The organism is Singulisphaera acidiphila DSM 18658 (genome assembly GCF_000242455.2).
GTDB lineage: Bacteria > Planctomycetota > Planctomycetia > Isosphaerales > Isosphaeraceae > Singulisphaera > Singulisphaera acidiphila.
Window position 1 is genome coordinate 9,295,609 of the sequence record NC_019892.1, and the last position, 23,419, is coordinate 9,319,027.

Sequence of the window (23,419 nt, forward strand, 5' to 3'; positions counted from 1 at the left end):
CCGATCCTTCTCAAAACCAACGTCGCAGCGCAACAATCGACCTCTCAGCTCGTTGCCCCCCTCGCTCAGGCCGGTTCTTCATCCTCGAGGACTTCGCCGAAAGCGTCCGCGACATTCGGATCATCCGGCTCCCCTTCATCATCGCTCGACTCGTCAGCGACAGCGAGGTCGCCGGAGATTTGATAGAAGATCAGCAGGGTGTTTCCGAAGCGATTCTGCCGGGTCTCGCGGAGTTCACCGAGGTCGAGTTGCACATATTCCTTGGGATCAATCTGGACGATAACGAGGCCTGGCTCCTCACTCCCTTCGGAATCCGTGGAAGCGCGACGAAGCAGGGTCGGCCGATCGGCGATCCGCCGCATCGCGTCCACCCAAAGGTTTTTGTACTGCGGTGGCGCAACGTAAATCAAATCATACTGCTGATCCGTTGCATTCAAGAACTTCAAGGCGTCGACGCGCCGCACGACGGCCTGATCTGCCAGGCCGGTATGCGCGAGATTCTTCTTGATCGTGGTCACCGCGGCGTGCGCAAGGTCGGTAAAGGTACAGGACTCAGCTCCCTGGCTCAGCGCCTCGATCCCAACGCTCCCGCTGCCCGCAAACAGGTCGAGCATCGTCATGCCCGGAATCCGTGGGCGCAGGATATCGAAAAGCGCCGTTTTGACACGATCGAGGATCGGACGCGTCCCATGCCCCGGAACCACGAGCAATGTTCGTCCTTTAGCCGTTCCTGCAACCACACGCATCAGCGATCCCCTCATCACGCCGCCGAAGGAACGCTGGCGAAACAATTCCCCGAAATCGGACCACCCATCCCCCAAAATATGAGGAAGTTGTTTCGTCAGCGTTCCAAAGGCGGCGACCGTTCGAGCAAGACCTACACCGTTGACGGTCGCCCCTCCAGGGCTGCAAATCATTCGGATTTGAGCTTATCCTACTTCCAGGGGTTTCACCCCTGGCTAGAAACGGTCGCCCCTCCGGGGCTACAATGAATCCGTCAGCGATTGCCTCAACGGGAAAAATGCAGTCAATGTCCGCACGCCATCACAACAATGCACTCGTTTTTCAGCCCCGGAGGGGCGACCGTTTCTAGCCAGGGGTGAAACCCCTGGAAAATATTCGACATATTAGCGTGCGTAGCCCCGGAGGGGCGACCGTTCAAGCAACACCTACACCGTTGACGGTCGCCCCTCGGAACGCTGGCGAAACCATTTCCCGAAATCGGACCACCCATCCCCCCAAAAATGAGGAAGTTGTTTCGTCAGCGTTCCAAAGGCGGAGACCGCTTTGCTTTACAGCAGACTCTCGAGCAAGAGCTTGAGCTTGCGGACCTCAACCTCGACCTCAAAGTTATTCTCGGGCAGATCGAGAATGGAGACGGTCAAAGCGCGGTCGTAACCGACGCGAACCAGTTGGTTGACGACCCGGTTGTACTCGATCTCGCCCTGGCCGACACGGACCTGGAACTCGCCCGGGTTCTTGCCGGTGTCACGGAGGTGGACGCTCTGGACGTAGGGGTAGACCTCGTCGAAGTCGGCCCCGTTATGCGGACCTTGGATGTAGTGGCTGGGGTCGAGGGTCAAGCCAAGGCCGGGGATGGCCTTGCAGAGTTCGACGGCCTGCTTCGGGTCGGCGGTCAAGGTCTTCGAGTGGGTCTCGACGGCCAGGACCAGCCCCTCGCGCATCGCGTAGCCGGCGAGTGTCGAGAGCCGCTTCACCTCGTCGTCGAACGAAGTGCCCAACGGGGCGGCCGGAATGGTCAGAACGGCCACGGTGAGCGGCTTGGCCAGACGGCACATCGCCTCAAACCGCTTTCGCAGCAAGGGGGCTGTGAGGTCTCCCTCGCCAAAGTCGAGCCCGAGCGCGGCGGGTGTCAGGCTGGGCCCGCGCCGAAGCCGGTGCAAGGCGGCCTCGGGGTTCTCAGCCACCTCCGACGGGCGCAAGTGGGGGCTATTCTCGACGATCGCCAGGTCGATCTTGTCGAATTCCAACTCGGCGATATGACGCAGGGCCGACTCCAGCGGCTCATTCGAAAAGCAGAGCGTGTTGCAGGCGACGAACACCCGACCCCTCCTCATCCTCCCTAGGGGGTTCCCGTCCCGGGCAGCCGGGTCTCCCGACCCGTAGAGCCAATGCTCGGCCCAGGACGGACCACGATTCGGGCACGATCTTACCGCAGCAGGCTGTTGGACGGTAGGGCAGTCGCCTTGCCCGTGCGAATCATCTCGGCATGGTCGGCGGTGGTCGGTTCCGCCGCTCTCACCGCCACGGAGGAGGAGGATCGGACCCAGTGCGAGCCGGCAAGGCGGGCGAACTCGGCATACTGTTTTTTGCGGTAGGCATGCAGGGCAGCCAAGAGCACCCGCCGGGTGTTCTCGCGCTCCGGTTCCGTCGGCACCGCGCCCGCGATCCGCAGGTCGTCCACCCAGAGGCTGCCGGGCGTGAGCAACTCGAACCGAATCCGGGCGGCGGCGAGCCCGTCGGCCGGGAGCTCGGAGCCACGGACGGCATGCGCCACCCAGTCGGGCTGGACCGTGAGCTCCGACCAGCGGCGATAGGGCTGCCCTCCCCCTTCACCTTCGATCCAGAGCCGGACCTTCGCGTCCGCGTGGTCGGATCGGAACCAGGCCTGAACCGTCAAGGCGGCGTATCCCTTGGCAGGAAAAGCGTCGCTGAGGATGACTGCGGGAGGCGTCTCCGCATTGAGGCGAAGGCTGCCCCGCCCCGTATGAGGCTGCTCGGTATCGATCTCGGCCGTGCCGGCCTCATCGTCGAGGAGCCGCCATCCCCCGGGAGGCGTGGGCTCGTGGACTCCGGCCAACTGAACCACCGGGGTCGCTGCCGGTTCGAAGCCAGGGTTGGGAGGCCCCGCGACGACTCCGCCCGGTGGAGTCCGGCTGAGCCGTGCAAGCTGGGTCGAAATCTCGTCGTACCGCGCCTGCATCCCGGCCAGGACCGCCTCGGACGGATAAGGCGTCACCGGTCCGACCTTGACCTGAGGAGCCCCCACCCGAATCGCGGCGACACCAAAGGGGTGCAGATCAAGCACCAGCCGACTTCCCTCGCCGACGACCTCAGGGGCCAGACGAAGCGATCGGCCAAGGTCCTCCACCGTGGCGGAACGACTACCCAGCAATGTCTCCACCCTGACCGGGTAGGGCGTATCATTCGCCAGCGAAACATAAGTCGAGGTCCCCGACCGCAAGGTGCGGACCGCTACGCCAAACGGCTGCCGGTCCAACGGCGTAGGGGAGGCCGACGAAGCGGGCAAGGCGCGAAAGACACGGGCGAACTGGCGAACACGCTCCTCATGCCCGGCGACGGCCGACGAAGCGAGCATCACCCACCGCGCGTCGAGGGCAGCCACGGCATGCCCCATCAACTCGTCCCCCGTCGCCCCCTCGGGCAACGGCATCGCGGTCAGACGCAACCCTCGGCCTCCCCCCGCCCTCACCTGAGCGGCGGGTGAACGCGAGCCCCCGATGCGCGCGCCTGGTTCCTCGAGGCCGACGAGCACTCCCCGCCCCGCGCGGGCAATGACCGGTGCGTCGAGTTCGGGGCTGGTGGCCAGGTCGTGCGACAGCTCGTCGGCGGAGAGACCAACCCCCCGGAGGACGACGGGAACCTCTTCGCCTGTAGGCCAGGTCTCGAGGTCGAGCCCGACCGCGCGCCAGGCCTGGCTGGGAGCCAGGCCGGCCAGGTCGACCCGACGGGCCTCGTCGCCGGCCGGGCCGTCGTCCAAGGCGGGGGTGGCTACAGCCAAGGTCGCGCCGGGGGCGGTGCGGTGGACGGTCGCGCTCAGTTCAGTGTAGAGCGCCCCGATCCCTCGGGAGCGCCAGGTCAACCAGGGCATCCGACCCGGGCCAGCCAAAAAACGTGACCGGGCTTCGAACCGGCCAGGAGCCGTGGTCCCGAGGCCTGGAATATCGCGGCTGGCCTCGGGGCCGAAGGTCTCGCGGACGAACCGGGCGAATGTCAGGTCGTCCATCCCGGTGTCAGGCCCCCCCAGCAAGGTTGGCCCCGGCCCAAGGCGAATCAAAAGGCCAGCCAGGGCAGGCCGCGTCTTCCGGGTCGAAATTACCTTGGCGACTCGCCCTTTCAAGGCCTCGCGAACTTCGGGGTTAAGGGGGTGGTAGGCCGGGCCGTCGGCCAGGCCATTGCGGTCGACCCGCACCAGGCCCTTCGCCAGCGCCTCTGCCGAGTCGGGGGCAGGGAGGCCGGGCAACGGTCCGTCCGTCGCCAGCTCCAGCCACGCGGTCAATCCCTGCCGCTCCAGGATCCGGAGCAGCAGATCGAGGCGATCCGGACCGGTCGGATCCTCGCAGGCCTGGCCGTCGAGGGCCCGGCGTTGCGACCGATCGGCGAGGTCCTCAGGCATGATGATCGTCGATGCGCCACAGTAAGTGAGGTAGCGGGCGACGTTCAGGGACAGGGCAAGCGGATCACCCGGGACCGTTCCACCGCCAAATCGGTCGAGCAGTTCCGGGCCCGCCAGGTAGAGGCCAAGACCGCGTCCGGGGGAGCCCGATGGTTCCGTGATGGTCGGCGGCGCGGGGAGGCCGGGAAGCTCCGTGAGCGTGACCGACCCGAGTTGCACCGGCGCCACCGCGTCGCGATTGACGAGGACCAGTACCGGGCTGGCGTCGTCGGGCCAGACCAGCCACGAGAACGAAGCGACCGGGGTTCCCTCAAGGATCGGCGGCCCTGAGGCACAGGCGTCGAGCAGGACCCGAGGGCGGCCACGCCCCCCGCCGGAGTCGATCAGCGCCACGCCGAGCGCGGAGGGATGGCCGCCGGTGACCGTGACCGAGAGCCGGTGCGGTCGGCCCGGGTTCGGCACCTTCAGCCCCAAAGCCGACCAGGCCAGACCAGCCGGGGTCGAGGCGGGCAAGACTGCGGTCTCCGACCCTGCCCGGGTGATCCAACCTCGCAGCCGATCGCGGCGAGGCGCTTCCACCAAAGCCGCCTCGGGAACCGACCAGGCCACTCCCCCCGAAACCTGCACCGGGGCGCGCCCCGACGCCGACGGCCGCTCGCCACGGAGCCGCGCCAGGTCGATCATCTCGACCTCTTGCTCGGCCACTCCCGATGCGTCTTTGTCCCACTTCGCGGGCGACGAGCCGACCACCGTCAACGCCACTCGCCGGACCGCCGAGGTCGCCGCCACCGGATTTCTCCGCCGGCGAATCCAGCGCACCAGCCGACTACTTTCGAGGTTGGCCAAGGGTTCCCACGACGTGCGAACCTCGAGGATGTACGTCCCCTCGGCTTTCGGAGCGGGCATGTTCCAAACCTTGCCGGTCGGAGCGAGCACGTCGGTCGCAACCACGTCGTGCAACTCTTGCCGCCAGACCGGGTCCCCCCCACGATAGGGAATAAGCTCCGCCGAACACTTCAGGGCCACCTCAGTCGGCTCAGGCGTCAGGACGTTGAACGCGATCGAAACCGGGACCATCGCCCCGGGCGCAGCGGTCCCATCCCCCTGCTCCAGGTCGACGGCAATCGCGTCCCAGCCGACCCGCTCCACACCGATCTCCAGCGAAGGCGGCGTCACAAGTCGTTGGGGGCCATCAAGGATGGCCAGGAACGGAAGCCGGACAACCTGACCGCCCGACCGGAAGAGCAAGCTTGCGGTTAGCGGGGCCTCGATCCGAGCGCGAACCCGGCCGGTCGAGTCGTTCCCAAGCCGCCAGCCATTAGCGCGCGGAACCGGGCCGCCCCGAGATCGGGCCGGCCAAACCAGCGCATCGACGATACGTCCCTCGGAGACTTCGAGATCAAGTCCCGCATTCTCAACGGGCGACGACGACGGAGGCACCTTCCAGGAGACCTCGACCGTCATTCGTACCGCGCCCCCTCCAGGCTGGGGGGACGGATTGGGCGGCGCAGCTACGGCGGCCGTTCCCACCAGGAACAACCCCAAGCCCGCCAATATCTTGCGCCATCCATTGCGCATGCAGAAAAACCAGTCCCTATGAGGTTCATTCGGGGCAGACCTGGGTCGACGATCCTTGTCAGCCCGGTCCCGGCTCCGTCACCTCTGAATCCGCCTCAAAAACGTCTCACACATCTCCGTACCGATAGTGGATTCGGCTGCCCGACCGACAAACTCCAGCCAAATCCCAAAAAATCGAAAAATCGCTACATCCCGTTTCTCCGTTTGCGGATGAATACGTAATGGAGGAAAGGCGCAGTATCGGAACAATTGGAAGGATTGGGAAGCCGACGAATCTTGCCCTTGTGAATTGGAAACGGATTAAGAGTCGCCTGCGGATGATATCTTTCACTTGGGAAGTCGGTCGGACATCGACGGAAGGACATGGCGCCAACGATTTGCAGTGTGAAGACGTACAGGTATTTCGGGTTGCGAAACTTGGAGCCAGGGTCAATAATAATCCCTTTGCTTTTTTCCAAGACCTCGAACTGATCCCCTGGCACGAATTCCGACACCTGTCGTCTCGCCGATCTTGAGCGCCCGGATCCGAGGGTCGATTCCCCAATTGGTCTCCGATGCCCCCCTTCCATCGGGATTTCGCATCGCGGCTCAACATAGAGGATTTGTTCCAATGTGGACCTTCGTGTGGTGCGTCACGGTGCTGTTCAACGGCCACGACGGTAAAGAGCCGACGGATCGGCTGATTCCGGCACACTGGCAAGGGAACCCCTGGGGACCCGAGGCGACCCGGGCTCGGGCCAGCGGAGAAATCGCGCCGATCCCGATGAGCCCGCTGATGTTGCAGTGGGACAAATGGGGCAAGCAAGTGCTCCGCGATGGCGACATCGTGTTCCGACGCGCCGATGCTCGGCTGCTCTTCGGCCGGTTCCCATTCAGCCGGTTCACCGCCAACGTCAGCGGGAGCGAGTTTTCGCACACCGGGATCGTGGCGATCGAGGAGGGTCTGCCGGTCGTCTATGACACGACCAAGGCGGGCGTCCGGCGGCAGCCGTTCGCCGTCTGGATCCTCGACAACGTCGGTCCGTTCGGCGTCAAGCGGCTCCGCCCTCAGTTGAAGTCGCACGCGGCCGGGGCGATCCGCTTCTGTCGCGAGGCCTATGAACGCCAGATCCCGTTTGACTTCGAGCTCAGCCCTGACGACAAGGCCCTCTATTGCGTGGAGATGACGGAGAAGGCGTTCCGGGCCAGCGGCCTGCCACTGGCCGACCCGGTCCGGCTGGGCGACATGGAGAACGTGACGAAGTACCCGATCTGCGTCTTCTTGTTCCTTCAGTTCTCGAACCTGACACTCGACCAGCCCGTCTTCTTCCCCGGCAACGACCGGCACGGGATCTGGTCGTCCCCCAGCCTGGTGACGATCTACCCGGTCCCTCCCCGCTCCTCGACCGTGGGTCAACCGCAACAGAAGCCCGCAGGGACGGGAGCCAATAAAACAGCCGCCCGCGACCGGTCGTCCTCGTCCTGAAGCTGGCCTTGACATTCGGCGGGACTTGGTCAGACTGACGCCCTCCCGGCCCAACGGATTGGCCGGGATCCCGCCTTTTCTTTGGTCATGGAGAGCCCGCCTGCCATGCCACGCTTGCCACGGATCGGCATCCTCGGCTTCGGGATCATCTTGACCGCTTCCGCAACCATGACCTTCGGAGGCGAGCCGCGATCCCAAAGCCTGGCGACAAACCAAAGATATCCTCATAAATCGGTAGCTCGGCAGGAGTTCGGCGGCGGCGCCACATCCTACTGGCTCTTTGAACCGGCCGATCCCAAGCCCGAATCCGCGCCCGTCGTGGTCTTCAATCACGGCTGGCTTGCCGTAAATCCGGGCGCCTACGGAGCCTGGATCGACCACCTGGTCCGTAGCGGCCATATCGTCATCTATCCCCGCTACCAGACCGACCTGGCCACGCTCCCCTCCGACTTCCTCGCGAACGCGTTAATCGCCATCCATGATGCTTTCGACGTGCTTGAGACATCGCCGAAGCACATCCGGCCTGATCGTGAGCGGTTCGCCCTGATCGGCCACTCAGCGGGCGGCAACCTCTCCGCGCAGATCGCAGCGGTGGCCCGAGAACACGGTCTCCCCTTTCCCCGCGCCGTGATCGCGATGATGCCGGGCCAGGTGCAGACGATCCGCGGCCCGAGTCTCGCCGAAATCCCGGCGACAACCCTGCTGGTCGTCACCGCCGCCGAGGACGACCTGATCGTGGGCGACGCCCGAGCCCGGCAAATCTTCGCCGGGGCCACCTCGATCCCCAACGAACGCAAGAAGTTCGTCCTCTACCTGAGCGACCTCCACGGCTCCCCGAAACTGATCGCCGACCACCTGGCGCCCACCGCCGCATTCCCTGGTTTCGACACGGGCGACGGGGTCCTGAGCGACCTCCAGATGAACCGAGCCCAGCTCAACGTCTTCGACTACGCCGGCTTCTGGCGACTGGCCGATATCACCCTCGCGGCCGGCTTCTCCGGCAAAACACTCGACGAAGCCACCAACCGTGGCGAACTGTTCCGCCACCTCGGCTACTGGAGCGACGGACGCGTCGTCGCGCGGCCGATCGTCGGCGACGACCTCTCGGCCATCCCCCGTGTCTTCCTCACCAACGGCCTCCGGCTCATCAAATTAGGGGCGAAGGACACCCTCACGTCCTCGGAGACGGTCCAGAAGTAAGCTCCCGCTCCCCTTGCGTGTCACGGCCGCCATCGTTACCGGCATGAAGGAGCGGGAACGCAGAGGTAGCGCCCCGGCCGCCTTGGGATGCGTCGGCAAATCGAAGCGGACAGCAGAAAGCCCTCCCCTCATTTCAGCCTCGGCCTCTGAGGTCGATCCCTTCGTCGTCACCAAACCTGACACCGGACGACGTGCTTGCCGCGACCGCGCAGCGGATCAAACAGCAGAGCGATTCGACCCGCGCTTCGGCGCAACGGGATCGTCGTGCGCTTTACCTACGATTCCATTCCTGTCCGGACGCAGGCAGGCGAACGCCGTGCAGACGGCGGCGAGACCACCGAAACCAGTGGCATCACCTGCTGTGAAAACGGGCAGATGCACCTGATCCGACAAATCAGAGAACCGTTCATCATCAACCGCAAAACATTAACACCCTGTCCTTTAGGTCAAACCGCCGAAAATCGGCATGGCACTTGCGTACGGCATGCCGCCACCCCCGCTGCTGAGAAGCAACGCGCGGCCATGTAAATAATAAGACAATCGTATTCTTTATCACGCAAGTTTTCACTCACAAGCGATCGCATCCAAGGTCAACCAGCGAAATCCGGTCCCGCCAGGTAGATCCGGACTCCCCCCCTTTAGCAGACCTCGCAACTCCCGCGAGGCGAAGCTTTCGTCATCCCGATCCCTTGTGGCCGACAGGAACCCAATGCATGCATAAGTCATCACGTCGTTACGGTTTCACATTGATCGAACTCTTGGTGGTGATCGCGATCATCGCCGTCCTGATCGCCTTGCTCCTCCCTGCCGTGCAAGCGGCCCGCGAGGCGGCCCGGCGAATGCAATGCACCAACAACTTGAAGCAGCTCGGCCTGGCGTGCATGAACTACGAGAGCTCCAACAGCGTCTTCCCGGCGCACTCGATGATGTATCCCACCGGCGCAACGGCCCAACTTCCCTTCAGTTGGATGCCCTCCCTGCTCCAGTACACGGAGCAGAACGCGATGTACAACGCCATCAACTTCAACGTCGAACCGATGCATACCGGCTTCGGCGGCTACATGAACAGCACAGCGTCAACCGCCAAGATGGGGATGCTGGCCTGCCCGTCCGACAGCAGCTCGGAGGGCGTGCGGACCTGGCCGGGGAACACGAGCCGCTTCTACGGGACAACCAACTACATGGGCAACATGGGAGGACCGGGCGTTCTTCGGGTCGCCTCCGGAACCATCATCCCCGCCAAGGGCTCCCCTCAAACCAGTGAATACTCTGCCGGCAACTTTTCGACGGTCACGATCAGCTCGGTCACCGACGGCACGTCAAACACCGCCCTCATGAGCGAGCGACTCATCGGCCGCCAGTCCGGCACCCTCGGCACCCAACTCCCCCGTAGCAGCAACATGGCCCGCATTGCGGTCTTCGTGTCCCCGACCGGGGTTGGGGTCACGGGCAACGTGGCCGACGCAACGACGTTCGTCCGCGCCTGCCAGAACCTCCCGGGGACGGTGACGGGCCGCTACTGGACCGCAAGTCAGCTCTGGATCGCAACCTATCCGCAATGGGTGGTCATCACCGGCTACAATCACTTCGGCACGCCCAACCAGATGAACTGCCACAATCCCAACGACCCCGGAACCAACGCGTCCACGAACGCCTACGTCGGCCTCGCCGGCAGCGCCCCGCCGAGCAGCAACCACTCCGGCGGCGTCAACCTGGCCTTCGCCGACGGCTCGGTCCGCTTCATCAAGGACACGGTTAGCTTGCAGACCTGGTGGGCCCTCGGCTCCCGCAACGGCGGCGAGGTCGTCAGCGCCGACGCGTATTGATCGATCGCCGCAATCATTCGCCCGCGACCCCGTCCAGAAGGTCGCGGGCTTTCTTCCTGAAGTACCACCGCCCCATCAGCTTTCGAGGAATCCTTCATGAAGTGGAAGCCCTCCCTCCTGCTCCTCTTCGCGGCTCTCACACTGGCCCTGCTTCCGACGGGATGCGGCCAATCGACTGCCCCAATTTCCCCCGAGGAAGCCAAAGCGATCGTGGGCGAAGATCCCGACTACCTCCCCAATGCCGGCGCGGACAAGAAGGCCGCCAAGAACCCCTGAGTCGTGGGAAACGACTCCACGAACTGAGCCGCTTTGAGAAGGCGTCGAGGATCATTGGGCCGCATGGAGCCCGACGATCCTCGACGCCTTCGTCATTCCCTCCTGGGGAACTGGCAAAACCACAAACGCATTCATATTCAGTGATTCAGCAAACACAATTTAGGCAAGCCTGGTTTCGATGGTCGAGAATTGGTCTATCACGAAAAGGGGATCGATAGTAAGAAAAGAGGTCTCAGCCCATCTCGAGATTAAGCCTGACGCAAATTTCCCATCGACTTCGCGTGATTTTCCCATCGCAATCCGTCAGCACTGAACCGAGCAACGACTTATCTGGATCTCAACCCGGATTGGCACCGACTCCTGGTTTGTTTGGAAAGTCACGTTCTCTGGAGAGCATGCATGAAGAGGCCAAATCGCTCACGTCGGCCACTCCAATTGAACCATGTCGAAAGCCTGGAAACACGAGCCTTGTTGACCATGGCCTCGACGGCACCCTTGCCGGATATCAACTTCACGGCGGGTGTTGAGGTGGCTCCGGTGAAACTGGATTCCTACTTCAAAGATCCCGATGCGAAACCCGATTTTGCGGTCTTCAATACGACTCTCGGAACGATCCCGGTGCTCCTGACCCCCGCGACCACACCAAAAACTGTGGCGAACTTCCTGAATTACGTAAACAAAGGCAGTTATACCAACTCCATCGTGCACCGCTCGGTCCCCGGCTTCATCTGGCAAGGTGGCGGGTATCAGCTCACATCCAAGCCGGATTTCACGACAATTATCGCAGACCCTGCCGTCCAGAATGAGTTCGGGGCGTCGAACACGCGCGGCACGATCGCGATGGCCAAGCTCGGCAATAATCCCAACAGCGCGACCAGCCAATTCTTCTTCAACGAATCGGACAGCAACGCTTCCAACCTCGACAACCAGAATGGCGGCTTCACCGTCTTCGGAAACGTGGTCGGAGACGCGGGCCTGGCGGTGATGGACGCCATTGCGGCAGTGCCCGTACCGTCCCCGGGCCCGCTCAACTCACCGCTGAATCAGATCCCACTCCAGAATTACACGGCCGGGGCAAGCGTCCAACCATCCAACGTGGTCTTGATCAAGGACGTGACCACGGCCAGCGAGGTCTTTCAGGCCTCCAGTGATACGCCCGGTGTGGCGATTGCATCGATCCAGGGGAACACCCTGACCGTGACCCCGCTTGCGCCTGGGACTGCGCACATCACGGTCGTGGGATACGGCTCCGACGGGAAACCCGCGACGGAGTCGTTTGCCGTCAATATCTCCTCGTCGGCCCAACTATCGCCCCCCCCTCCCAAGACCCCTCCCACGACCGAGCCCCCGCCCAGCGCCCCCCCAACGCCTCAACCACCCGGTGACACCGCAACACCTCAGCCCGTGTCCCCAGCATCGTCGGGCCTTGTCCCTTCCGTCAGGGGCACGCTCCCAGCCACGGTGGTTGCCGGCCAGAGGGCCAGGATCCAGCAGGTCGTTTCCTTGACGGCGACGTCGAACGTCTCCTCACCCAAAGAGCAGGTGACGCTGAGCCTCTCCAAGAGCTCGACCGGTTCCCCGGGGGATTTCACCATCGCGGGCGCCACGACAAAGGTCAAGCTGCTGGTAGGCAAGCAAACCAAGGTGAGACTCTCGGCAAAACAACTGAGCGCAAGCGTGCCGGCCGGCATTTACCATGTGCTCGTCTCCGTGACCGATCCCGACGGATCGACGACGACGGTGAATACAGGCAAAACGCTGACCGTGCTCCCCGCTCAATCGAAGCCATCGGCAAGGCGTTAATTTCACATAAAACGGGTCGTTAACCCGAGCATATCTCGGCGATCCGCACCCGTGGCAACGAAAAAACCCCGCCGCCTCGTGAGGCGACGGGGTTCCAAGTCTGGCGCGTCAAGGTCAAACAGTTGGCCCTGCGCTTAGAGTCGGTCCCAGAAGGCGAATCTCATCGGAGTTTTTGCTGATCTTCCGGGTGCCATGCGGTTCCGTACTCGGAACCCATGCGGGAATGCCTTGGCTGGGGCGCACGGGGTCCGAGTACGGAACCCGTGGCACCCAAAGTTTCTTCATTTCCCGGTGAAGCTTGACCTTCCGAGACAGACACTTAGCTCTGAGGGGACGACTGGCTCGAAGGCGCAGCAACCGGAGTCACATAGTCCACCGGAGTTGGCGATGCATAGTCCACCGAAGCCGGAGCGGGGCTGTTCGGCACCGCGACATAAGTCGTGCACGGCACCTGGCGAGTCACCTGCCGTGCGACGCAGGTCATGACGGTCACAGGAACCTGGACGGGAACCTGGACGGGAACCTGCTGAGACACGTTCTCGGTCACTTGCCGCGTCTGCGTCGTGTACGTCGTCACAGGAACCTGCACGGGAACCTGCACCGCAACCTGACGAGACACGTTCTCGGTCACTTGCCGCGTCTGCGTCGTGTACGTCGTCACAGGAACCTGCACGGGAACCTGCACCGCAACCTGACGAGACACGTTCTCGGTCACCTGCCGCGCCTGTGTCGTATACGTCGTCACAGGAACCTGCACGGGAACCTGCACCGCAACCTGACGAGACACATTCTCGGTCACTTGCCGCGTCTGCGTCGTGTACGTCGTCACAGGAACCTGCACGGGAACCTGCACCGCAACCTGACGAGACACGTTCTCGGTCACCTGCCGCGTCTGCGTCGTGTACGTCGTCACAGGAACCTGCACGGGAACCTGCACCGCAACCTGACGAGACACATTCTCGGTCACTTGCCGCGTCTGCGTCGTATACGTCGTCACAGGAACCTGGAACGGGACCTGGCGGACGTTCATCACGGTGACGTTGCGGGACTGCACGGTCGGCACCAACTCGGTTCTTGACTCGGGAACCGTGATGGTCTGGGTGACGGGAACCCGCTCCGTCACCTGCTGATTCACGATGGTGGTCACCGGCACGCAGACCTCGGTCACCTGTTCCTCAGGCACCACTCGGGTGACCGAAACCGGAACCATCCGGGTCTGCTGAACCGGGACCTGGACGGTCTGCTGAACCGGGACCATCCGGGTCTGGGTCTGACAAACATACTGAGTTTCGGTGACGTTCCGCACGACCTGCTGAGGCGCGGGCGCGGGGGCCGCCTGCGGGCTCGGCGACTGCTGGCTGGAAGCCACGGCCGGAGCCGGGGCGGGATTGGCCCACTCGACCACTTGCCGGGTGACCGACACCGGCTGGTTGACGGTGTAGGCCTGGGGAACCATCGTCGTCTGGACCCGGCACTCCATCACGGTCACCGGCTGCGGCTGCATGACCGTATCGATCACATTGCGGTAAACCGTGTTGCGCTGCTGCTGGCGCTGAATCGTCGTCACCGGCTGTGACACGGTCCGGACCTGATCCTGATACGTCGTCACGAGCTTCGGGACGTTCACCGTCACCGTGCGCGGGACGTTCACCGTCTCATTCACGACCTGGGTCACCGGCACTTGCTCGGTCCGGTACTGCGTCTGCATCTGCGTGACCGGAACCTGCTCGCTGACCACCCGGACGACAGGGACCGTCTCGGTGCGAACGTCGGTCCGATACTGCGTCTGCATCTGTGTGACCGGAACCTGCTCGCTGACCACCCGGACGACAGGGACCGTCTCAGTGCGAACGTCGGTCCGATACTGCGTCTGCATCTGCGTGACCGGAACCTGCTCGACGACCGTCCGAGACACGGGGACCGTCTCGGTGCGATAGTCAGTGCGATACTGCGTCTGCGTCTGTGTGACCGGAACCTGCTCGTAGACCGTCCGAGACACGGGGACCGTCTCGGTGCGAACGTCGGTTCGGTACTGCGTCTGCATCTGCGTGACCGGAACCTGCTCGACGACCGTCCGAGACACGGGGACCGTCTCGGTGCGATAGTCGGTGCGATACTGCGTCTGCGTCTGCGTGACCGGAACCGTCTCGCAGACCGTCCGGGTGACCGGGACCGTCTCAGTCCGGTAGTCGGTGCGATACTGCGTCTGCATCTGCGTGACCGGAACCTGCTCGTAGACCGTGTCAACGACGGTCTGGTAGGTGGTCTGGGGGACGAGAGTCGTCCCGCCACACGCATCACCACCCGACGTCGCCACAAGCGCCGAGCCGTCCACACCACCATAGGGGGAACACGCCACCACATTCCTGTGCCGGTAGCTAAACAGTCCGGCAGCTTCGCCTGAGCTGGCCCAAACGTTTAGCAGAGCCGTGCCCATTGACATCGCCAACGCAAGGCGACGAACCGTCGCCAATTTCCGCTTACCTTTTGTTGCGCGCCTCATTTTGATGCGTTCTCCTTCAGAGCCTGATCCGGCAGATGTCTTTGTGGGAGAGAGACGATCCGCCCTGTTGAGCTTAATGCCCGCCCGGCCACCTGGAGATCACGATCGTCAATTCGAGCGATTTATTGACGATTTCGCTTTCACTTCTTTTCCCGACTTGCGAATCCGTTTAGCTCTCTTGCTTTTAACCGCGGATGAAAACGAACCGATTCGCTCAGAAAGACTCCCAGGTCATGCCCAAGATCTCCCCATCAATTCCTATCGGCATCGCATCTTCACTTTAACACATCTGAGACCTACCACTGACAACATAGGAGTTTTGTAGGTATCGCGCAGAAAAACCAACATGAGAAGACTAGGCTAACAAATCCGTGCGTACAGTCAAAAGTAAAAACCCCAGAATTTTTTCCGTCTGGCCAAAATTCGCTTACGACCGATCTTGTTTTGAATCCAAGGTTTAACACCAATAAAGCCCGGAGAATAATCAACGAAGAACCGTGAACGATCTTATTAAGGCAGCACAACGGCGAGCGGATCACCCGGAATCAGGCGGCTTGACGGCGCTTCTCGCTGCGTTGATAATTAGGGGAAGTCTTGAGACTCTCCCCGGCAAGTGCGAATGGAGCGTGGGGACGCCTTATGTCTGTCCGAGGTCGGCGACAACAACGAGGAAAGCGTGGCCTGGGGATCATTTTCCTGATCTTCAGCCTCGTCCATACTCCGTTGCCGCAGCCCGACTTCCACAACATTCGCCACCACGATGCGCCCGGCGAAGTCTGCGACCACCACGACCACCTGCTCCGCTGGCATCCTGCTGCGGGGAACGCCCAAGACGTGGCGACCTTGCACTGGCACTGGTTCTTGCCCACGGAAGACGGAACCGGTCCGCTCCCGTCTGATGAGCAAGGACCGGCGCTCCACGCGCACGTCGCAGACTGGCTCGCAACGACCTGGGACGATGGGCCTCGGTTCGTACCGGATACGCATTCTCAACTCCTCGTGCGCACCTCGCTCTGCCCTCAAGCGACGCTTCCTCCCGACCTGATTGATCCCTGGTTCTCGGTCCTCGGACCATGCCGAGCCTTCCCCACCGGCGCTACCACTGCGCGCCCCACTTCCCCGCTGGTCCTGCTTGAACGCTGGCTCTGCTGAGTCGACCTTTGCCACAGCTCGAACGAGGCGATGCGATGCGGCCCGTGGGTCTGCGCGCCTCCTCGATGTCCCACCGTCTCCAAACACGTGGCCTGGTCGATTCCAAAGCGGATTGCACAAGCGATCCCATCTCCAAAAAAAATGCCGAACCCCTCCGCCCCAAGAAAAAAAAAGAGGGATGAGGCCGCCGGAGATGTCAGTGGCAAATGGGAGGCACCCCCATGTCCGTTGCATTGCTGAACCGTTGGTCGTTGAAGAGCTTATTCCCCTGGGCCGCCCTCGCGCTCTGCCTGATTCTGCTGGCGGCGAGCTTTGTCCTCCACGATGTGCTGTTCCACGGGAGGTCGCTGCACGCCTCCCCCACACTCCCAAAAGCGACAGCCGAGCCTGAGGCATCGGCCACGTCCCCAGAGGTCAGAACCGTCACATTGGCCGAGGGGAAGTGGAATGTGGCCGGGATCCGCATCGAGCCGGCAACGCAGCTCTCGCTTCCCTCCGAGGTGGGGGTCGCGGGGAAGGTCGAGGCGAATCCGGACCGCCGGGTCGAGATCCGCCCACGCGCCGCGGGGGTTGTCCGCGAAGTGCTGGTCAACCTGGGCCGGAAGGTCAAGAAAGGTGAGTTGCTGGCCGTCCTCGACAGCCCGGACATTGGCACCGCCCGCCTCAACCTGAGGGGCCGACAGATCGAGTTGGCGACGGCGCGGAAGGAGTTTGACTGGAAGCAGCAGGTCGCCAATAACGTCGCGCAACTGGTCCCAGCGATCCGCAAAGGAGAGCCGGCCGCCAGGATTCAGAAGGAATACGCCGACCGACCGCTCGGAGCCGACCGCGCGCTCTTGCTCCAAGCTTACTCCGAGTTCGAGATCGCCTCGCACGAGTCCGAGAAGACCAGCGCCCTGTTCAAAGATCAGATCATCGGCGAGCACCCTGCATTCGTCGCGTTACACACCCTTGAGGGAACCCAGGCCAAGCTCGGTGCGGTCCTGGAACAGGTCCGGTTCGACGCCTCCCACGAACAGACTCTGGCCGACCAGAAGGTGCGCCTGGCCGAGGCGGCCGTCATCGACGCAGCCCAGCGGTTGCGGATCCTCGGGGTCCAAGAGGATATTTCTCAGTTGCTTGCGCAAGCCGGCGATGTGGCGGCCTCCCGATCCTTGGCGTCCGAAGACGTGACGGCCTGCCAGGTCACCGCGCCGTTTGACGGCACCATCATCACCAAAACAGCCGTCCCCAGCCAGAAGGCCGACCCCACCGATATCCTCTTCCTGCTGGCCGATCTGAATACGGTCTGGGTGATGGCCAACATCACCGAGGCCGACCTCGCCGCCCTGCCGACGCTCCAGGACGGGAAAATCCAGATGACCGTCCCCGCCTACCCCGACCGTACCTTCCAGGCCAAACTCCTCTCCGTCGGCTCCATGGTCGACCCCGCCACACGGACCGTCCCACTCCTGGCCGAAACCGAGAACCTGGACGGACTGCTCAAGCTGGGGATGTTCACTCGGATCGTGCTCGATAGCCCGAAGACCCAGGAGGTCCTGACCGTCCCGACCGCCGCCGTTGTCGGGATCGAGGAGCAAGAAGGAGTCTTCCTCCCCTCCAAGCAGAATGGACGCACCTTCACCTTCCAGCCGGTCAAGCTCGGGCGCGAGGCCGGTGATCGTCGGGTCGTGCGCGCCGGCCTCACCCAGGGCCAGTCCGTCGTCTCCATCGGCGCATTCTTCCTCAAGAGCGAGTTGATCCTTCAGGATGAGCCCGCCGACGACTGAACGCGCCTCGAACCCCGCCATTCCTCGAAAGTGGACACCCCTCCTCCATCGGAGCGGTTTTTCGCCACCCCAGCACAGTTCCAACGAGGCATTGCGACAAGGGTTAGGCCGCCCCTTCAGTGACAGCAAGCTCTTGTCCATATAACAATTTTTTTTTCGGACGCGTTACCCAAGGCAACCTTGGATCGCCCCGTTGAGAGCGGAAGCGGAGTCGGCTCACGAATCCCTCCGCGTGTGTGCACTCCCAACGAAAACCGCCCCACGACGGCCTTGTCGAGATTTGCTCGAGACAAAAAAACATGCTCAACTCGCTGATCAACTCAGCCCTTCATAACCGCTTCATGGTGCTGATGGGGACGCTCCTGATCGCAGGGCTGGGGGTCTACTCCGCGATCCATCTGCCGATCGACGCAGTGCCCGACCTGACCAACATTCAGGTCCAGGTGATCACGGAAGCCCCCGCGCTGAGCCCTCTGGAGGTGGAGACCTTGCTCTCGTTCCCAGTCGAGGGGGCGATGAGCGGCCTGCCCAATGTCGAGCAGATCCGCTCGATCTCCAAGTTCGGGATCTCGGTCGTGACGATCGTCTTTCACGAGGGGACCGACATCTACCGCGCCCGCCAACTCGTCGGCGAACGGCTCACCCGGGCGGCGGAGGCGATCCCCAATGGCTACGGCAAGCCAAGCCTGGGGCCGATCACGACGGCGCTGGGGGAGGTCTACCAGTTCCAGGTCAAGGCAGCCAAAGGCTCAGGCGTGACGGCGATGGAGCTTCGGACGATCCTCGATTGGTTCATCGCCTTCCAGTTACGCGGAGTGCCCGGCGTCACCGAAATCAACTCACACGGCGGCGAATTGAAGACGTTTCAGGTCGAGCTCGATCCCGACAAGCTGGCGACCTATCACCTGGCGATGACCAATGTCTTCAACGCCTTGCGGGACAACAACGCCAACGTCGGCGGGGGCTACCTCGTCCATGAGGGGGAGGCCCGCTACATCCGAGGAGAAAGCCAGGCGCACAGCGTGGCCGATATCGCCGCGATCGTCATCGACGAACGCAACGGCGTTCCCGTGACGATCGCCGACGTCGCCAAGGTCCACCCCGCGCCGATGATCCGCGCCGGCCTGGCGACCCGCGACGGCGAAGGGGAAATCGTCACCGGCCTGGTCATGATGATGATCGGCGAAAACTCGAGGACCGTGGTCGAGCGGGTCAAGCACGAGATCGGCAAACTCCAGAAGAGTCTGCCGCCGGGGGTGACGATCGAGCCGCTCTATGACCGAACCCACCTGATCGACCAGACCCTGGACACGGTCGTGCATAACCTGGTCGAGGGGGGAGCCCTGGTCATCCTGATCTTGCTGGGGCTCCTGGGCAATATCCGGGGCGGCCTGATCGTGGCCCTGGCGATCCCGCTGTCGATGCTCTTCGCGGCCAACGTGATGCTCGCCACCGGGGTCACGGCCAGCCTGATGAGCCTCGGCGCGATCGACTTCGGCCTGATCGTCGACTCGAGCGTCATCATGATCGAGAACTGCGTCCGCCGCCTGGCGCACGAAGGGGGGACGCGGCCCAAGCTCGAGATCATCCGCGACGCGGCCGTCGAGGTCCGCAAGCCGACGATGTTCGGCGAGTTGATCATCGCCATCGTCTACCTGCCGATCCTGGCGCTTCAAGGGACCGAGGGCAAGTTGTTCCGGCCCATGGCACTCACCGTTATCTTCGCCCTGGCCGGCTCCATGGTGCTCTCGCTGACCTTGATGCCCGTCTTGGCCTCGTTGTGCTTGTCGTCCAAGGCCGAGGAGAAGGAAGTCTGGCTGGTCCGCCTGCTCAAGCGGGCCTATGTGCCGGCGCTCGACATGGTGATCCGCCGGCCGGTGATCGCGACCTTGCTGGCGCTCGGCCTGGTGCTTGTGAGCGTGCCGGTCGCCCGGCAGTTGGGGGGAGAGTTCATGCCCCGACTCAACGAGGGAGACTTGCTCATCGAGGCCGTGCGGATCCCGTCAGCCTCGCTCGAGGGGGCCGTGACCGCCTCGACCCAGATCGAGAACATCGTCAAAAAGTTCCCCGAGGTCCGGATGGTCTACTCCAAGACCGGCCGCCCCGAGATCGCCAACGACGTGATGGGAGTCCACCAGACCGACGTCTGGACCATGCTCAAACCACAATCCGAGTGGCGGCCCGGCCTGACCCGCGACGCCTTGATCCAGGAGATGGACAAGGAACTCAATGAGAACGTCCCCGGCGTTAAATTCGGCTTCAGCCAGCCGATCGAGATGCGGGTCAACGAGCTGGTCGCAGGGGTCAAAAGCGACGTCGCCGTCCTGCTCTACGGCCTCGATCTCGACGTCCTCCGCCGCAAGGCGGAAGAGATCGAGCGCACCCTGGCGCGGATCCCGGGGGCGAAGGACATCAAGACGCCGACCTCGGGCCGCTTGCCCATGCTCCGCGTCTCGGTCCGACGTGACCAGCTCGCGCGATACGGGATCAAAGGGGCCGACGTCATGGAGGCAATCGCCGCCTTGGGGGGGACGACCGTCGGCACCGCGTTCGAGGGGCAGTACCGCCGCCCGATCCAGGTCCGCCTCCCCGAGGCCTGGCGGAACTCTCCCGAGAAGATCGGTGCGATCCGGATCGTCGACCCCCTGGGGCGGCCGATCGCGCTGCATGACCTGGCCGATCTGAGCTTCGAGGAAGGCCCGAGCGAAGTCGAGCGTGAGAACGTCCAGCGCCGGGCCGTGGTCGGCGTCAACGTCCGAGGCCGCGACATCGCCGGGTTCGTCGCCGAAGCACAGGCCGCAATCGACGCCAAGGTTGCACTCGCCCCCGGCTACTTCCTCCGCTGGGGCGGTCAGTTCGAGCACCTGCAAACCGCCACCCAACGGCTCATGATCGTCGTACCGATCGCCCTGGCCCTGATCTTCCTCCTCTTGTTCAGCACGTTCCACTCCCTGCGGCTCGCCGCCTTGATCTACCTGGCCGTACCGATGGCGGCGACCGGCGGCATCTTCGCCCTGGCCGCTCGCGGCCTGCCGTTCTCGATCTCGGCCGGGGTCGGCTTCATCGCCTTGTTCGGCGTGGCCGTACTCAACGGCCTGGTCTGGGTCAGCGCCGTCGAGCAGCTCCGCCTCGAAGGGGTCGAACCTCACGAAGCCGCCCGCGAGGCCGCCGTCGTCCGCCTCCGGCCGATCATGATGACCGCGCTGGTCGCCGGCTTCGGCTTCATTCCGATGGCCCTTTCGACCACCCCGGGCGCCGAGATCCAGCGCCCCCTGGCCACCGTCGTCATCGGCGGCCTCCTCACCTCCACCCTGCTAACCACCCTGGTCCTTCCGGCGATCTACCCCTGGTTTGTGCCGGAGTTACCAAAGAAGACTGAGCTTTGAGAGCCTCGGCACGCGCCGAGGTGAAGCCCCCCGATCGTGACAAGTGCCGCCTTTGGCCACCGATTCACCGAGACGCTCTCGATCGACATCTTCAGGATTTCAGCCCGGCAGCGGTCTGCATCCTCAGCCTCACGAGCAGGTCGTTGAGAGCATCCCGGGCGGTCGGTGCTTCGGGGAGCGTACTGGATTGAAACGCCGCCTCCATTTCGCCCCGCAGCCGCTCGTACTCCCGGAGGTGGAACTCCACGTGGGCGTCGTTCAGGACCGACTGCTCGGGTCCGGCGAGTTTCCGTGCGATCAGGTCATCCACATGCGTTAGCCGGGCATCCTCGTTAAGCCGCACGAGGTTCGCCTCGACCCCGCCTGTCCGCATCAGGTGGATGCCCGTCAACAGCACCCGGTACACGTAGAGCAACGGCTTGACCCGCCGGGGCCTTTCCTTGTCAAAGAGCCGCCACTGCGTCTCGGCGAACCCGAAGTAGTGGTGAACGTGGTGCCTCGTGACACACCCCTTGGCAATCGCCTTCAACTCCTCGTGCTCGGGCGTGGAGTGAACGACCAGCGGCGAGTAGAGCTGCTCCAACACGTAGCCGTTCTTCCTGAGCAGCAGGCCGAAGAACTTCCTGGCGTCGTGGGTGACCAGGTCGAGTTCGAGCCCACGGTCATCCTTCGAGGACTCGATCGTCTCCCGGCCCACGTCGAGGCCGACGACCTCTCGGACGGGCAGGACGTGGCAGCCCCGCAGGTCGTAGTCCGAGTCGGGCGAGGGGAAGCCGTAGAGGTGCGCCCCGCTGATCGTGGCGAAGAGCAGTGGGTACGGGTGCCCGTCCACTTCCTCCCGCAAACGCTCTGCAACGTTCATCGATTGCCTCTCCGTCAGAGTAAGTCCTTCACTCGTTCCAACTCAGCCTGAATGCTCCGCAGGGCAACGACCGCCCTGTTGGGGGCCACGACGCATCCCTCCAGGCTCCCGTAGTGATCCTCCAGGCAGCCCAGGAGCAGGGCCTTGATCCGGGCCTCGTCCGGCACGGCGGGCAGCTTGCTCTCGGCGTAAGCCCGCTCCAGCTGCAACTCCTTGTCGGCAAACCACCGTCGCAGCCTCTCCTCCGTCCACTCGCCCCGGCGGATCGCCTTGAGTTGCTCGTTGTCCCGCTGGAGATCGATGTCGCCCTCCAGGAGGATCTGCTCAACCTCAGTGACGAGCCGGACGATGTGGTAGCCGAACTTCGTGTCGAACCCGTGCTCGGCGACCAGCTCGGCCCGCTTGCCCTGCGGCTGCTTGATGGCGATCTTGTGCAGCTGCGAGTAGGCATAGCCCTTGAACTTCGGCCAGGCCCCCTTGTGCAGGAAGAGCCGCCGGTTCTCCCGGACGAGGTTGCCGACCCTCGTGCTGTGGAGCAAGCAGGTTGTGGGCGTGAACAGGCAATCGATCACGTTGGGGTTGTTCTCCATCGCCAGGGCGAAGAACTTGACGATGCCGAAGATCGTCAGGTCGTACATCCGCCCATGGCCGGCGAGGGCATCCCGGTCCTCGACGTGGTGCTCCTGATACTGCTCGAACCTCTTGGTCTGGCTTCCAAACCCTACAACCTCGCCCCGCAGGTGGGGGAAGATGTCCTCCTTCGGGGGGATCGCCCAGCCGTACACGTCCACGTCGCTGGTGTCCGAGGAGACACCATAGGCCACTGACCCCATGATCGTCTCGTACTGGACGTTGCCCGGCAGCCACCTCGGCGGCTTGGCCAGGCCCCGGTCGGCCAGGCGTTGCAGCGTACTCATCACAAGGCTCCTCACCCCCGACCGATCACCGGGACACGGCTCGCCCGTCCTCTGGAACGATATCTACCCGGGATGGACGCTCCGGGCCATCGGCAGGTTCGGTAGGCGAGCTGGAGAACAAGAAGCATAAAAAAATCTCCTGCCCATGGGCTTACTGTTCAGATCGACACACATCGCTGGTGCCCCGGCAATACCCGATGATGGAACATGTGCGATGGCCCGTTGACGGTCGTCAAAGTTCGATGTGGTAACCTGTGGACAATTTGCCCTTGGTTCGCACAGAAACCCAAATCGATCAAATTTT

General features: G+C 63.4%; 15 protein-coding genes. 9 read left to right on the plus strand and 6 right to left on the minus strand.

Translation table 11 applies throughout. The features are described from left to right. Positions 1-65 precede the first annotated feature (65 nt). From rsmD to SINAC_RS39500, 3 genes are all read right to left on the minus strand, one after another. The gene (gene rsmD / locus SINAC_RS35890) at positions 66-746 is read right to left on the minus strand and encodes a 16S rRNA (guanine(966)-N(2))-methyltransferase RsmD (RefSeq protein WP_015250438.1); all 681 of its coding nucleotides are present in this window, start codon (positions 744-746) and stop codon (positions 66-68) included. 546 nt (positions 747-1,292) lie between these two features. After that, positions 1,293-2,063 (minus strand): sugar phosphate isomerase/epimerase family protein, encoded by a 771-nt coding sequence (locus SINAC_RS35895; protein WP_015250439.1) that lies wholly within the window; start codon positions 2,061-2,063, stop codon positions 1,293-1,295. 107 nt (positions 2,064-2,170) lie between these two features. Beyond that, the gene (locus SINAC_RS39500) at positions 2,171-5,956 is read right to left on the minus strand and encodes a hypothetical protein (RefSeq protein WP_157579481.1); all 3,786 of its coding nucleotides are present in this window, start codon (positions 5,954-5,956) and stop codon (positions 2,171-2,173) included. Positions 5,957-6,566: 610 nt separating this feature from the next. Between SINAC_RS39500 and SINAC_RS35910 the strand changes: the two genes are divergently transcribed. The 6 genes from SINAC_RS35910 (at position 6,567) to SINAC_RS35930 (ending at position 12,526) form a co-directional block, all read left to right on the plus strand. Further along, positions 6,567-7,421 carry a YiiX/YebB-like N1pC/P60 family cysteine hydrolase gene (locus SINAC_RS35910; RefSeq protein ID WP_015250441.1) on the plus strand — a complete coding sequence of 285 codons (855 nt, stop codon included), beginning with the start codon at positions 6,567-6,569 and terminating at the stop codon, positions 7,419-7,421. A 105-nt stretch (positions 7,422-7,526) separates the two neighbouring features. After that, the gene (locus SINAC_RS38355) at positions 7,527-8,621 is read left to right on the plus strand and encodes an alpha/beta hydrolase (protein ID WP_015250442.1); all 1,095 of its coding nucleotides are present in this window, start codon (positions 7,527-7,529) and stop codon (positions 8,619-8,621) included. A gap of 264 nt (positions 8,622-8,885) precedes the next feature. Next, complete coding sequence (locus SINAC_RS40425) at positions 8,886-9,149, plus strand: hypothetical protein (protein WP_154673773.1); 264 nt, start codon at positions 8,886-8,888, stop codon at positions 9,147-9,149. 185 nt (positions 9,150-9,334) lie between these two features. Continuing rightward, positions 9,335-10,447 carry a DUF1559 domain-containing protein gene (locus SINAC_RS35920; protein ID WP_015250443.1) on the plus strand — a complete coding sequence of 371 codons (1,113 nt, stop codon included), beginning with the start codon at positions 9,335-9,337 and terminating at the stop codon, positions 10,445-10,447. A gap of 96 nt (positions 10,448-10,543) precedes the next feature. After that, positions 10,544-10,723, plus strand: a complete 180-nt coding sequence (locus SINAC_RS35925) for a hypothetical protein (protein ID WP_015250444.1) — start codon at positions 10,544-10,546, stop codon at positions 10,721-10,723. A gap of 477 nt (positions 10,724-11,200) precedes the next feature. After that, positions 11,201-12,526: a peptidylprolyl isomerase gene (locus SINAC_RS35930; protein ID WP_237722723.1), complete on the plus strand. Its 1,326-nt coding sequence runs from the start codon at positions 11,201-11,203 to the stop codon at positions 12,524-12,526. Positions 12,527-12,845: 319 nt separating this feature from the next. Here SINAC_RS35930 and SINAC_RS35935 read toward each other — a convergent pair whose 3' ends face one another. Further along, entirely contained in the window at positions 12,846-15,029 is a 2,184-nt protein-coding gene (locus tag SINAC_RS35935; protein ID WP_015250446.1) for a hypothetical protein, read from the minus strand. A gap of 639 nt (positions 15,030-15,668) precedes the next feature. Here SINAC_RS35935 and SINAC_RS35940 point away from each other — a divergent pair. The 3 genes from SINAC_RS35940 to SINAC_RS35950 all read left to right on the plus strand — a co-directional run bounded on the left by SINAC_RS35940 (position 15,669) and on the right by SINAC_RS35950 (position 21,336). Further along, entirely contained in the window at positions 15,669-16,181 is a 513-nt protein-coding gene (locus tag SINAC_RS35940) for a hypothetical protein (RefSeq protein WP_015250447.1), read from the plus strand. A gap of 221 nt (positions 16,182-16,402) precedes the next feature. Further along, on the plus strand, positions 16,403-17,950 hold the full coding sequence (locus SINAC_RS35945; protein WP_015250449.1) for an efflux RND transporter periplasmic adaptor subunit: 1,548 nt from the start codon (positions 16,403-16,405) through the stop codon (positions 17,948-17,950). Between the two features lie 299 nt (positions 17,951-18,249). After that, positions 18,250-21,336 carry an efflux RND transporter permease subunit gene (locus SINAC_RS35950; RefSeq protein ID WP_015250450.1) on the plus strand — a complete coding sequence of 1,029 codons (3,087 nt, stop codon included), beginning with the start codon at positions 18,250-18,252 and terminating at the stop codon, positions 21,334-21,336. Between the two features lie 91 nt (positions 21,337-21,427). On the opposite strand, the gene SINAC_RS35955 is transcribed toward SINAC_RS35950, so the two are convergent. Together SINAC_RS35955 and SINAC_RS35960 are read right to left on the minus strand one after the other, a co-directional pair. Then, on the minus strand, positions 21,428-22,198 hold the full coding sequence (locus SINAC_RS35955) for a nucleotidyltransferase domain-containing protein (protein WP_015250451.1): 771 nt from the start codon (positions 22,196-22,198) through the stop codon (positions 21,428-21,430). 14 nt (positions 22,199-22,212) lie between these two features. Continuing rightward, a complete protein-coding gene (locus SINAC_RS35960; protein WP_015250452.1) occupies positions 22,213-23,115 on the minus strand; it encodes a nucleotidyltransferase domain-containing protein in 903 nt (300 codons plus the stop codon). Positions 23,116-23,419 lie beyond the last annotated feature (304 nt).